The following is a 13198-nucleotide window of genomic DNA, read 5'->3' on the forward strand; positions in this document are numbered from 1 at the left end:
TGATATGCAACTTAATTACTTTGTGGAACTTATGAAAATGGGATAGACTCGTGCGATTGACGTCGGAGCCCGATTCCTGCCCACGTCCTTCCCCTGGCCCAGACCGTGCCGGACACTCGTAGCCACGCGCTCTCCGCGCATGGTGCGGCAGAGACCGACATGAAACCAGTGGCCCGCATCATCCAGAGTTTTAATTTCAAGATCGCCATGCTGGTGACGGCGATGGTGATGCTCGCCGCGCTCGGCGCCGGCGGCGTGTCGCTGCTGATCGCTGAGACCGAAATGCGCGAGGGTGTCGCCAGACAGCAACTGTCGCTGCTGACCAGCGCGGCCGGCCACATCGACAACGATCTCAAGGCGAAAAAGCTGTTGCTGTTCTCGCTGATGGAAGAGATGCGCGAGCGTGGCACGGCGCCGGGGCAGGTGCAGCGCTTGCTCGAGTCGCGCGAGAGCCTGCGCGGCGAGTTCTTCAACGTGACCGCGTTCGACGTGCAGGGCAATCTCATCGCCAGCCTGAACAGCCGCAATACGCGCCGCATCAACGTCGCCGGACGGCAGTATTTCAAGGATACGCTGGCCGCGCGCGAGGGCGTGGTCTCGGCGCCGTTCGTCAGCGCGCTGTCGGGCAAGCCGGTGATAGCCGTCACCCAGCCGATCGAGGACGAGCAGGGCAACGTCATCATGGTGCTGCTCGGCGCGATCGACCTGCTGCGCCCGTCTTTCTCCGACTATCTCGACTCGCTGAACCGCGGCCAGGGTTATCTGTTCATCGTCGGCGCCGACGGCACCATCATCCATCATCCCGACAAGGCCCGCGTGCTGACCCGGCTGGATCCGGACGGCGCGCTCGGCCAGGCCGTGCTGCACCGTCCCGAGGGCTGGCGCGACGACGTCCTCGACGACGACACCCCGGTGCTGGTGGCGCACACGCTGCTGCGCAAGGTCGATTGGACCATCGCCGCCGTCTACCCGATCCGCAACGCCTTTGCGCCGATGGCGGCGGTGCGCGGGCGTGCGCTGGCGGCGGCGTCGATGATCACCGCGCTGGCCGCGTTCTTCGGCTGGGTCTTGACGAAGGCCTTGATGCAGCCGCTGGCGCACTTGCACAAACAAGTCGAGTCGGTCAATTCCGGCGTCGCCGATATCGACGTGTTCGCCAGCGAACGGCGCGACGAGTTCGGCACGCTGAGCCGCGCGCTGCACTTGCTGTCGCGCCAGCGTCAGGAGGCGCAGGACGCGATGCAGCGCCTGGCCAGCACCGACCCGCTCACCGGCGCCAACAACCGGCGCATGTTCGACCAGTTGCTGCCGGCGGCGATCGCGCGCGCCGGGCGCGCCGGCAGCTATGTTGGCCTGGCCTTCCTGGATATCGATAAATTCAAGCAGATCAACGACACCTACGGCCATGGCGTCGGCGACGCCGTGCTGATCGAGTTCTCCCGCCGGCTGAACGGCGTGGTGCGCCGCAGCGACACGGTGGCGCGGCTGGCCGGCGACGAGTTCGTCATCGTGTTCGAGCAGCTCGGCTCGGCCGCGGAGGGCGCGCCGCTCGGCGACAAGATCGTCGAGGCGATGGTCGCGCCCTTCCATTTCGGCGAGGTCGGCGGCCCGGGGCTGCGCGTGACCGCCAGCGTCGGCATCGCCATCAGCAACGACCCGAGCGCCACGCCGGAGGGCTTGATGCATGCGGCCGACCAGGCGCTGTACGGCGTCAAAAGCGCCGGGCGCAATGGTTACGCCATCAATGTCCACCACGACGCGCGCGTGCTGGCGCTGCGCCGCACGGGCTAAGGCCACCAGCGGGAACGGTTGAGGTATGATGGTTTTTCCTATCATCCCGCAGCAGGACGACCATGCCTACCCCGATTACCATCGCGAAGAACGACACCATCTCCCTGGACATGCTGTCCAACCTGGTCAACCGCCATGGCTGCATCACCGGCGCCACCGGCACCGGCAAGACCGTGACCTTGCAGAAGATCGCGCAGTCGCTGTCGGAGATCGGCGTGCCGGTCTTCATGGCCGACGTCAAGGGCGACCTGTCCGGCATCGCCAAAGCCGGCGCGCCAAGCGAGAAGATGGGCGCGCGCCTTGCCGCGCTCAAGCTGGAGACGCCGCAGTGGGCCGGCTGCCCGGTCACCTTCTGGGACGTGTTCGGCGAAAAGGGCCACCCGGTGCGCGCGACCGTTTCCGACCTCGGCCCGCTGCTGCTGGCGCGCATGCTCAATCTGAACGATACGCAGGAGGGCGTGCTGCAACTGGTGTTCCGTATTGCCGACGACAACGGGTTGCTGCTGCTCGATAGCAAGGACCTGCGCGCCATGCTGCAACACGTCGGCGACAACGCGGCCGACTTCAAGACCAGTTACGGCAACATCAGCGCGGCCAGCATCGGCGCCATCCAGCGCGGCCTGATCGCCATCGAGGAGCAGGGCGGCGACCGGTTCTTCGGCGAACCGATGCTCAACATCGACGACCTGCTGCAGACCGATGCGCGCGGCAAGGGCGTGATCAACATCCTCAGCGCGGACAAGCTGATGAACGCGCCGCGCCTGTACGCGGTGTTCCTATTGTGGATGCTGTCCGAGCTGTTCGAGAACCTGCCCGAGGTGGGCGATCTCGACAAGCCGAAGCTGGTGTTTTTCTTCGACGAGGCGCACCTGCTGTTCACCGACGCGCCCAAGGCCCTGCTGCAAAAGATAGAGCAGGTGGTGCGATTGATCCGCTCCAAGGGCGTGGGCGTGTTTTTCGTGACGCAAAATCCGATCGACATTCCGGACACGGTGCTGGGCCAGCTCGGCAACCGCGTCCAGCACGCGCTGCGCGCCTACACGCCGCGCGACCAGAAGGCGGTCAAGGCGGCCGCCGAGACGTTCCGTCCCAATCCGGCGCTGGATGTCTCGCAGGTGATCACGGAACTGGGCGTGGGCGAGGCGCTGGTGTCCTTCCTCGACGAAAAGGGCGCGCCGCGCATGGTGGAACGCGTCTTCATCCTGCCGCCGGCCAGCCAGCTCGGTCCGCTCGACGCGGCCGAGCGCAAGGCCGCCATCGACGGCTCCATCGTGGCGGGCGTCTATGAAAAGACGATCGACCGCGAATCGGCGTATGAAAAGTTGAACGGCCGCGTGGCGGCCGGCGCCCGCACGGCGCGGGAGGCTCCCGACGCGGCCGCCGGACGCGGGACGGCGCCGGGAGCGCAGCAACCTCAACAGTCACCGGGGCAACCGCCGCAGCCGGCAGAGACCGCCGGCGGCTCGATGTTCGGCGACGTGCTGGGCGGTTTGTTCGGCCAAAGCGGCAAGCGCGACACGGCGGTGCAGGCGATGGTCAAGTCGGCCGTGCGCAGCATCGGCTCCCAGGTCGGCCGGGAAATCATCCGCGGCGTGCTCGGCTCGATCATGAAGAAACGTTAATTCCCTCACCCAACTCGGCAATGCGCGCGCCACCTATATGCCAGCCTCAGCTATGATAGCGACCGGTTGACAACATTGACAGCAATTTAATTGCTCCTCGACATGTTGTTGAATGGTTTTAGCATGGCAAGGAATGGCATGACGTTAGCGTTAAAAGGAGCGATTGGGGCGGAGAAACGTCCGCCATCGCAATTCGGCTTGATCAATCTGTTGAAGGCGGGCGCGGCGCAGCTGATCGTGCTGCATCATCTCGCCTTCTATGGTCCGATGGCCGATCACGTGCGACCGATGTTGCCGGCCCTGATCGGTTGGCTGGGTGACAGCGCGCGCATCGCGGTGCAGGCCTTCCTCGTCATCGGTGGCTTTTTGGCCGCCAAATCGCTCGCGCCCACGGGCCACGCCGGCCTGGCCGACCCCATCGGCGCGATCTGGCGCCGCTACGCCAAGCTGGCGCCGCCGTTCATCGTCGCCACGTTGCTGGCCGCCGCGGCGTCCATGCTGGCAGGCAAGTTGATGGCGCACGATTCGATCTCCGAGCCTGCCACCTTCAGCCAGCTAGCCGCGCACGCGCTGTTGTTGCACGGCGTACTGGGCTATCCATCCTTGTCGGCGGGCGCCTGGTACGTCGCCATCGACTTCCAGCTGTACGCGCTGATGGCGTTGATGCTGTGGTTTGGCGGTCGCCTCGCCGCCGAGCGCCGCCCCGCGTGGTTGATGCCGAGCATGATCGCGCTGGCCGTCACGCTGTCCCTGGTGTACTTCAACCTCGATGCCGACTGGGACAACTGGGCGCCTTATTTCTTCGGCAGCTACGGCCTGGGACTGATGGCCTGGTGGGCCAGCGATCCGCGCCGCAAGCCGGGCGCCGCCGCGTTGCTCGTGGGAATGGCATTTTTGCCGGTAATCGCCGCCCAGGCCCTCGATTTTCGCAGCCGCATCGCGCTGGCGATGGCGGTTGCCTGCGTGTTGGTGCTGTTTGGTCGCGCGAAAACAACATCCAGCGGCCAGGGATGGTCGCTCGTCAATGGCTTGGCGCGGATATCGTATTCCGTGTTTCTGATACATTTTCCGGTATGCCTGCTGGTGAACGCGATGTTCACCCGTTTCGTGCCGCCCGAGCCCGAATTGCAAGCGTTCGGCATGCTCGTGGCGTGGGCCGCCAGCCTGGCCGCCGGGGCCGTGTTCTTCAGCTGCGTAGAGGCGCCGCTGGCCCGTCTGGTACAACGCACGGCGGGCCAGAGCGCCGCGCGCCCGTCGTCCGCCTAAGCGCCGTCAACTTCCGCCGCAGTTACAAAAGCCAATCGATCAACGGTTGGCTTTTTTCATTTTGTTGTTCAGGACAAAAATCCACCGTTGCCAGTTATATGATTTTGGAATATGAATTTGCAAATAAATGATAGATTGGCATTGTTGAGGGGGGCGTAATATAAAAGTCATGCAGCCATGGCAATACAAAAAAGGACTGCAACCACAACACTGGAGACAACAATGACAACGCCTCAGACCCGTATGCGGAAGACTGTATTGGCCGCACTCATCGCCGAAATGGTGATTTCCCTCAGCGCCTCGGCGCAAACGGCCGATCAGCCGGTGATCGATCCTTCTGCGACAGTCGTCGTTAGCGGCATTCGCGCTTCCCTCAGTTCCTCGCTCAACACCAAACGCATGCAGGACGGCGTGGTCGACGCCGTGTCGGCCGAGGACGCCGGCAAGTTCCCCGACACCAATATCGCAGAATCCTTGCAACGCGTGACCGGCGTGCAAATCCAGCGCAATGGCGGCGAAGGCCGCTACATCTCGGTACGCGGCCTGGGACCGGAATTCAACAACGTGCTGGTCAACGGCCGCACGATGACCAGCGACACCGGCGGGCGCGAGTTCTCGTTCGACATGCTGTCGTCCGACCTGATTTCCAAGGTGCTGGTCTACAAGACCTCGCAGGCCTTCCTGCCCGAGGGCGGCATCGGCTCGACCGTGGATATCCAGACCGCGCGTCCGCTGTCGGGCAAGGTGGGGCATTCGACGGTGTTCAACGCATCGAGCTCCTACGACGACAATTCGAAAAAGTACACGCCCAACGCCAGCGGCATGTACTCGTTCGCCAACGAGGCGCGCACCTTCGGCGTGGCCGGCTCGGTGTCGTACACCGACCGCGCGTCCAAGCAGAACAAGGCCATCACCGACGCCTGGAACTACCGCGACGTGTCGATGATCAACGGCGACCTCAACTCGCGCGGCTTGACGATGGCCGACGTTACCACCCGCAAGCTGTATATGCCGCAGAGCTACGGCTTCCAGCAGGAGGAGGAAAGCCGCAAGCGCCTGGTCGGTAACCTGGCCGTGCAATACAATCCGTCGCCGACGTGGAAGCTCAGCGCCGACGCCCTGTACTCGCGTCTGGACCAGAAAAACGATGTGATCGCCGTCAGCGACTGGAACAACCCGGTCCAGCTGGGGGTGAAGTACGACAACAACGACCAGGTGACCAGCTTCCTGCGTCCCGGTTCCAACTTCTTCGCCAACAACCCCGCCATCGCCGGCCCCGGCAAGCTGCTTGGCGAAGCGGCCTCCAACGACATGATCGTCAAGGGTGGCGACCGCCTGTCGATCACCCGCGCCTTCGGCCTGAATTCGAAATGGAAGCTGGGCGACGAATGGCGCCTGGAGGGCGACGTGTCGACCTCGCGCTCGACGTCGGCCACGCCGGACATGTGGGTGGTGGCCGGCATGGTGCCGAAAAACGGCGACGTGCTCAGCTTTAACGGCACGCCCAGCATCACCTTCGGCGACGGCATCGCCGACCCGACGGCGGTGCGCGCGCACGCCGTCTCCAACGGCCAGGTCAACCTGCACGACAAGTTGAAGGAAGGCCGCATGAATCTGTCGTGGGACCACGATATCGGCTTCTTCAAGGGCGCCGACACCGGCGTCGCGTACTCGCAGCGCGAGGTCGGCCGCCTGACCTACAGCAGCGACTCGTGGAACGCCTTCAGCGGCTACCACGTGGGCCTGCCGGCCAGCCTGTTCACGGTGACGCCGCTGGAAAACTTCATCGGCGGCGGCGCCCAGGTGCCGTCGGCGTATCTGCGCTTCGACCCGCACGCCTACATCAATTACCTGAACCAGCCGTCGCTGCTGCCGCAGTCGAACGATCCGGCGCTGTATTCGGACAAGACCAAGTATCCGAACGGCCCGATGGCGATCGACTACACCAAGCCGTCGTCGTGGGCCGTGGAGGAGAAGGTCAAGAGTCTGTTCCTCGACACGCGCTGGGAGGGCAGCGGCTGGTCGGCCAACGCCGGCATGCGCATGGTGCGCGTAAACTCGAGCTCCACCGGCACCAGCCGCGTGCTGCTGTCGGCGGTCAAGAGCCCGAACGACACGACCTTCATTTCGCAGTGGGGACCGTACCAGATCATCACCGTCGACAACAGCTATAACAGCTACCTGCCGTCGGCCAATGTGAAGTTCGACCTGACCAAGGACATGCTGCTGCGCTTTGCCGCCTCCAAGACCGAGACCCGGCCGACGTTGAGCCAGATGAGCGTGGACAATTCGTACGGCGGCCGCTTCGGCGACGTGCAGACCGGCGGCGGCAATCCTTACCTGAAGCCGATGCAGTCGAAGAACTTCGACGTGTCGTATGAATGGTATCTGTCGAAGACCAACTACGTCAGCACCGCGGTGTTCATGAAGAAGGTGTCCGACTTCCTGGAGACCACCTTGCAGGACATGCGGATACCGCAGTTCGACGAAGTGGTGCATGACTCCCGCGTGCGCAACGGCCAGAAAGGCAAGATCAAGGGGATCGAGATCGCCGGCCAGTACGCCTTCGACGACTCGATCATGCCTTGGCTGCAGGGCTTCGGCGTGGCCGCCAACTACACCTACGTGGACGCCAGCGCCGAGCGCGCGGGCGGCGCGCCGGCGTGCGGCTATCCAGGCCTGTCGCCGCAGTCGTACAACGGTTCGCTGTTCTTCGAGAACACCCAGTTCTCGGCGCGCGTGAGCTACAACTGGCGCAACCACTTCTCGGTCGATTGCGGCGGCGGCAGCACCATGCCCCGCAACCGCGCCGCGTATGGACAGACCGATGCCAGCTTGCGCTACAACATCACGCCGAAGATCGCGCTCTACCTCGACGCGATCAATTTGAACAACGCGAGAATGCGCGAGTACGCCAACAACGAGAGCCAGTTCCTGACCCTGGAAGATGTCGGCCGCCGTGTGAACGTCGGCGTGCGCATGGCCTTCTAAAGTCCGCTCCAAACAGAACGGCCGGGTTCCGCATCGCATGCGGGACCCGGCCGTTTTTTCATGGCCGATGCGGCGCTAGCGGCTTAGCAATCGCGGCGGCTCCATCGCATAGGTTTTCGGCAGTAGCGGATGGGCCAGCGTGAAGCAGCGGCCGGCGCTGGCTTTCACCAGCGCGATTTCCTTGGCGAAGTAGCGCGCGGTCAGCGCCTCCAGCGAACCGTCGCGTTTGGCCATCGACAGGCCCGCTTCGAGCCGCTGCGCCAGGCGCGGCGCGTTGGCGCTGACGTAGTACACCACCGGCAACGGGTAATACAGCATCAGACCCGGCGCCAGCGCCAAGGTGTCGACCAGTTGCGCGTGCTCCTTCATCAGGAAATCCGCCTCGACGACGCTGATCGGCAAGTAGTCGAAGCGGCGGCTGACCAGCATGTCGAGCAAGGTGGCGATGTTGCCGCTGTCGACGACCTGGTAGCCGTTGTGGCGCAGCACGGCGTTGTCGACCCAGCCGCGGCCTTGTCCGGCCACCAGTTGTTTTAATTGCGCGGCGGTGTTGATGGCTTTGAATTTCGGCAGGTCGTCGCGGCGCACGATCAATCGGCGGTAGCCCAGCAAGCCGCTCAGGACGGGCGTGCCGATCATGATGGCGCGTTCCTGCGGATCGTCGGCATCCAGATCGCGCCACGGCGAGGCCTGGACGTTCATGCGCTTGCCGGAATGGATTTCGCGCCGGACGCGCGAGGTGCTCATCGTGTCCGTCACGCGCTCGACCGTGAAGGGGCCGTAGGCCGGTATCGTCTTTTGCAGGGCCAGATTGAGCACGGCGGTCTGGTATTGATCGCGCTTCGGGGTCTTGCCCCAGTCCCAGTAGCGGTAGTCCATCGGTTCCGCTGACGCCAGCGCGTCGCGCGGACGCAAGGCCAGCGCGGTCAAGGCCAGTAGCGCGGTTCTGCGTGACGTGCTGGGCGCTGTGCCGGTTGAAAGGTGGGACGTGAATGATGAATGCATGAGGGAAAGTTTAACACCGCGCATCGCCGTCACGCGAATGTTTGCAGCAGCCAGCGCATGGTGCTCAGGCTGACCTCGAAAATCAGCGCCTGCGCCAGATTGGCGCGCTGCTCCAGCTTTGTGACGTTGGGACACGAGGCGACGCGGATCAGGAATCCGGCCAGCATGCGGCGGTAGCGCTGGTTCTCGGCGGCGTTGAACAAATGCGATTGACGGAAATAATTTTCTTTGTGGAAAGCGAGCGTTTCGCGCGCGAGCAGGGCTTCGTTTGTCGTGAGCGCGTAGTCGTGGTGTCGGTAGCGGGCCACGGTGCGGTTGAGGAAGCCGATCTGCGCCGTCTCCCCGAACCGGTACCACATCGCGATGTCGTCCAGGATGCGGTAGCGGACGTCGAAGCGCTCGCCGACGATGACTTCGCGCCGGCACAGGATGGTTTGCGTGCTCATGCCGGTCTGCAGGCCGGCCATGCAGCCCCAGAAGTTACGGCAGCGGTACAGCTCGCCGCCCAGCGGCTCCAGGTAGTCGCGCGCCTTCGAGGTGAACTCCTTGTGCGCGAGGTAGCCGCGCTGCCCGCGCAGCGCCTCGCCGAACGGTTCGAAGTCGGCGAAGAGGATGTCGAGCTCGGGATGCTGTTCGAACACGCGCGTGGCGTGTTCCAGTTTGTCCGGCAGCATCACGTCGTCCTGGTCGCAGAAGGAAATGTAGCGCCCCCTCGCCAGCGACAGCCCGACGTTCTTCGGCAGTGCGGGCGCGCCGGAGTTGACCGCCGTCGAGACGACGCGCACCCGGGTGTCGCGCGCGGCATAGCCGGCCGCGATCTCAGCCGAGGCGTCGGTGGCGCAATCGTTGACGATGATCAGTTCAAGGTCCGCGCAGGTCTGGCCGAGGATGCTGTCGATCGCCTCGGCCAGATAGGCCTGGCCGTTGTAGACGGGCATGATGATGGAGTGTTGTGGCATATCGTTCCTAGCGCCGCGCCGGTTTCGACAGCAGTCGGCGCAGCAGCGGGCGCGCCGCCGCCATCAGGTCCGGCTTGATCTCGTGGTTCAGCAAGATTATCCCCGCCACCCAGCAGGCCAGCGCGGCCGTACCGGCAAGCGCGAGCAGCACCATCGGGCTGGCGCCGTCGAGGCCGGCCGACAGCATCAGCAGCGCCGGACCGGCCACCGTCAGCGCCGTCAGGGCGGCCGAGCGCGCCACGCCGCTTGCGAGCTCGGCGATGCGCATGCCGGTCAGCGCCGCCAGGCTGCGGTACAGCAGCGCGGAACGCAGCAGCGACGTCGCCGCGATGCTCCAGGCCACCGCCTCCAGCCCGAACGGCGCCGCCACGACGATGCCGGCAATGCGTGCCGACACGCCGACGGCCTCCAGCTGTGCGCGCAGCCGTACCTGTCCCATGGCGACGAACAGGTCGCGCGCCATGCTGAAAAGGCAGAACGTGGCGGTCGAGACGCACATGATGCGCACCAAGGGCGCGCTGGCATCCCACTGCGGCCCGTACAGCAGCCGAGTCAGCGGCGTGGCCAGCACGGCCAGCACGGCGAAGAACGGCCACGCCAGCCCGGCCATGCAGGCGACCGTGCGCAGATACAGCCGTTTGACGTCGTGGCCCTCACGGACATTGGCGGCGAACAGTGGCAGGATCACCGGCGTGACCGCGCGCGTGATGAGCATGTTGAAGATGTTCAGGGTGGCCTGGGCCTTGCCGAACAGGCCCACCGCCTCGACATCGATGAGCTTGCCGATGATCATGTCCGGCGCGGCGACGCCGCACTCGTCGATCACGTTCGAGCCTGTCGCATAAGCGCCGAAGCGCAGCAGCTGGCGCATGCCGGTGAGGCCGGGCAGCCAGGGGATGTCGGCCGGGCGGAATGGCAGGCTCACCAGCACCGTCGCCAGGCTGCTGGCGACCGCCGCCCACGCCAGGCTCAGGTAGCCGAAGCCCAGTTCGATCAGCATCAGGCAGACAAGCAGGTTGGTCAGTGCGTTGGCCACGTTGATGCAGTAGAGCGCGCGGAAGCGCAGCTGGCGGCGCAGCACCGGCAGCGTGATGGAGCCGAACGGGATCAGCAGGACGTTGAGGGCCAGCACGCGCAGGACGTCGCCGACACCGGGCTCGTCGTAGAAAGCCGCGGCCGGAGCGCCGGCCAGCGCGAGCAGGGCGGCCATGCTCCAGGAGATCAGCATCGTCAAGGTGTAGGCGGCGCGCAGGTGCTCGGTGCTGAGGTCTTTTTCCTGGATCAGGTATTGGCCGACGCCGAAATCGCGCACCAGCTGGGTGATGCCGACGACCACGGCGCCGATCGAAAAGATGCCGATCTGGCCTGGTGTCAGCAGGCGCGCGATGACCATGCCGCCGGCCATGCCGATCACCAGCACGGTGTACTTCTCGGCGAACGACATCAGCAGGGAACTTTTAATCGCGTTCATTTCAGGTTGTCCGCATGGACGCGGCGGCAGGTTCGAGGGGGCTTTGGCATCTTATGCGGGTTTCGACCCTGGTCCTTTGACCTGGAACGAACTTGGGTGCTCCAGGGCATTGCCGGTTGATTGGTCAAACTCCTACAGGATCGCTATATCACGGCCTACGTTGGCCAACGCGGCGGCGCCTACCATGTACGCAGCGGTGGCCGAAAGGCGGTCGCCGCGCGCCTATACCGAGGAGGATTTCATGCTTGCAATGGACTATCGTGGCCCTTACCGCGTCCGCGCGGTGCAAAAACCTGACCCCGAGATCGAGCATCCCGGCGACGCGATTGTTCGCGTCACACGCTCGTGTATCTGTGGATCGGACCTACATTTGTATCACGGCATGGTGCCGGACACCCGCGTCGGCAGCACCTTCGGCCATGAATTCGTCGGCGAGGTGGTCGACGTCGGCACTGGCGTGCAGCGGCTCAAGGTGGGGGATCGGGTGCTGGTCCCGTTCAACGTGTTCTGCGGCTCGTGTTTCTTTTGCGACCGCGAACTTTTCGGCAATTGCCACAACACCAATCCAGAAGCGACCGCCGTGGGCGGCATCTACGGCTACTCGCACACGGCCGGCGGCTACGATGGCGGGCAGGCCGAACTGGTGCGCGTGCCGATGGCCGACATCGGTCCCACCGTGATACCTTCAGACATCCATGAGGACGACGCGGTGTTGCTGACCGACGCCTTGCCGACCGGCTATCAGGCCGCCGAAATGGGCGATATCAGCGAAGGCGACACGGTGGTGGTGTTTGGCGCCGGACCGGTCGGCATTTTCGCCGCCAAGTCGGCGTGGTTGATGGGCGCCGGGCGGGTGATCGTGGTCGACCATGTGGAGTACCGGCTCGACTTCGTGCGCCGCTACGCGCAGTGCGAGGTGGTCAACTTCCGCGAGGTGGGCGATATGGCGCTGCATATCAAGAAGATGACCGACTGGCTCGGCGCCGACGTCTGCATCGACGCGGTCGGCTGCGAGGCGGCCGGCAGCGCGGCGCAACGCCTGACCGGGCGCTACATGAAACTGCAGGGCGGCTCGGCCACGGCCCTGCACTGGGCCATCAACTCGGTGCGCAAGGGCGGCAACGTGTCCATCGTCGGCGTCTATGGCCCGACCTTCAACGCGGTGCCGATCGGCAACGCCCTCAACAAGGGCCTGACGTTGCGCATGAACCAGGCCAGCGTCAAGCGCCACTTGCCGCGCCTCATCGAGCACATCCGCGCCGGCCACATCGACCCGAAACAGATCATCACCCATCGGGTGCCGCTTGAAGAGGTGTCCGATGCGTATCACATCTTCGCCAAGAAGCTGGATCAGTGCATCAAGACGGTGTTGATTCCGCCCAACGCCACTCCCCGGATCGCCACGACGCCCGCCGGCGTCATCTTGCACTAGGAGGCATCATGCAAAACGACGATAAAGAGTACGGTGAAAACGACGCCAGTCACATCCACCGGCACGGCCACGCGCACGGGCCGCACGGCGACGTCGCGGCGCGCCAAGGTGTGACGCCGCGCGAGCAGATCCCCGGCTGGGGCAGTGATCTCGACCGCGCCAACCGGCCCGGCGTGCCGATGGAGCGGACGCCGCCCCGGCTCGACGGCCCGCTGCGGCCGCCCGAACAGCAGCATAGCGCCGTCGAAGTGCTGGTATCGCCCGAACGGCCCGGTATCACGCCGCTGTACGGCACCAGCGCGCCGCCGCGTGGCCTGAGCGGCATGCTGCGCCGCGCCGCCTTCAAAACCACCGAGAACGATATTCGGCATTGGCTGATGCTGTTGCTGGCCGACCGCGTCGACGCTGTCGAAGGCATCGGTGATGACTTGCGTCAAGGCAGGGTGCCAAATGTGCTCGGCGAAATGGGCATGGCTGCGGAGTGGCGCTACAACAAGGCCGGCGTGGCGAAGAAGGCGGCGATCGGCGCAGCGGTGGTGGGGATTGGTTGGTACCTGCTCAAGCGGCGGCGTGCGTGAGGGGCGATGCCTAGACGCCGATAGTTTTGAAGCTCGTCCACATCACTACAGGCGGATGCGCGTAGCGTAGTCCGCCTGGCGCC

Annotated in this window: 9 protein-coding genes; 6 read left to right on the top strand and 3 right to left on the bottom strand. The window is 64.8% G+C overall.

Translation table 11 applies throughout. The features are described 5' to 3' along the window. Positions 1 to 159: 159 nt before the first annotated feature. The 4 genes from AC0IYS_RS09615 to AC0IYS_RS09630 all read left to right on the top strand — a co-directional run bounded on the left by AC0IYS_RS09615 (position 160) and on the right by AC0IYS_RS09630 (position 7670). On the top strand, positions 160 to 1791 hold the full coding sequence (locus AC0IYS_RS09615) for a diguanylate cyclase domain-containing protein (RefSeq protein WP_471704937.1): 1632 nt from the start codon (positions 160 to 162) through the stop codon (positions 1789 to 1791). Positions 1792 to 1853: 62 nt separating this feature from the next. Continuing rightward, on the top strand, positions 1854 to 3413 hold the full coding sequence (locus tag AC0IYS_RS09620; RefSeq protein ID WP_471704938.1) for a helicase HerA-like C-terminal domain-containing protein: 1560 nt from the start codon (positions 1854 to 1856) through the stop codon (positions 3411 to 3413). A 138-nt stretch (positions 3414 to 3551) separates the two neighbouring features. Continuing rightward, positions 3552 to 4679 (top strand): acyltransferase family protein, encoded by a 1128-nt coding sequence (locus tag AC0IYS_RS09625; RefSeq protein ID WP_471704939.1) that lies wholly within the window; start codon positions 3552 to 3554, stop codon positions 4677 to 4679. 258 nt (positions 4680 to 4937) lie between these two features. Continuing rightward, the gene (locus tag AC0IYS_RS09630; RefSeq protein WP_471704940.1) at positions 4938 to 7670 is read left to right on the top strand and encodes a TonB-dependent receptor; all 2733 of its coding nucleotides are present in this window, start codon (positions 4938 to 4940) and stop codon (positions 7668 to 7670) included. Positions 7671 to 7745: 75 nt separating this feature from the next. Here AC0IYS_RS09630 and AC0IYS_RS09635 read toward each other — a convergent pair whose 3' ends face one another. The 3 genes from AC0IYS_RS09635 to AC0IYS_RS09645 all read right to left on the bottom strand — a co-directional run bounded on the left by AC0IYS_RS09635 (position 7746) and on the right by AC0IYS_RS09645 (position 11105). Beyond that, positions 7746 to 8600: a hypothetical protein gene (locus AC0IYS_RS09635; RefSeq protein ID WP_471704941.1), complete on the bottom strand. Its 855-nt coding sequence runs from the start codon at positions 8598 to 8600 to the stop codon at positions 7746 to 7748. A gap of 104 nt (positions 8601 to 8704) precedes the next feature. Beyond that, the gene (locus AC0IYS_RS09640; protein ID WP_471704942.1) at positions 8705 to 9634 is read right to left on the bottom strand and encodes a glycosyltransferase family 2 protein; all 930 of its coding nucleotides are present in this window, start codon (positions 9632 to 9634) and stop codon (positions 8705 to 8707) included. 7 nt (positions 9635 to 9641) lie between these two features. Next, positions 9642 to 11105, bottom strand: a complete 1464-nt coding sequence (locus AC0IYS_RS09645; protein ID WP_471704943.1) for a lipopolysaccharide biosynthesis protein — start codon at positions 11103 to 11105, stop codon at positions 9642 to 9644. Positions 11106 to 11346: 241 nt separating this feature from the next. Here AC0IYS_RS09645 and AC0IYS_RS09650 point away from each other — a divergent pair, with 241 nt between their 5' ends. Continuing rightward, positions 11347 to 12537: a zinc-dependent alcohol dehydrogenase gene (locus AC0IYS_RS09650; RefSeq protein ID WP_471704944.1), complete on the top strand. Its 1191-nt coding sequence runs from the start codon at positions 11347 to 11349 to the stop codon at positions 12535 to 12537. 8 nt (positions 12538 to 12545) lie between these two features. Next, on the top strand, positions 12546 to 13115 hold the full coding sequence (locus AC0IYS_RS09655) for a hypothetical protein (protein WP_471704945.1): 570 nt from the start codon (positions 12546 to 12548) through the stop codon (positions 13113 to 13115). Positions 13116 to 13198: the final 83 nt, after the last annotated feature.

The sequence above is a fragment of the Duganella sp. AC237 genome (genome assembly GCF_979254035.1).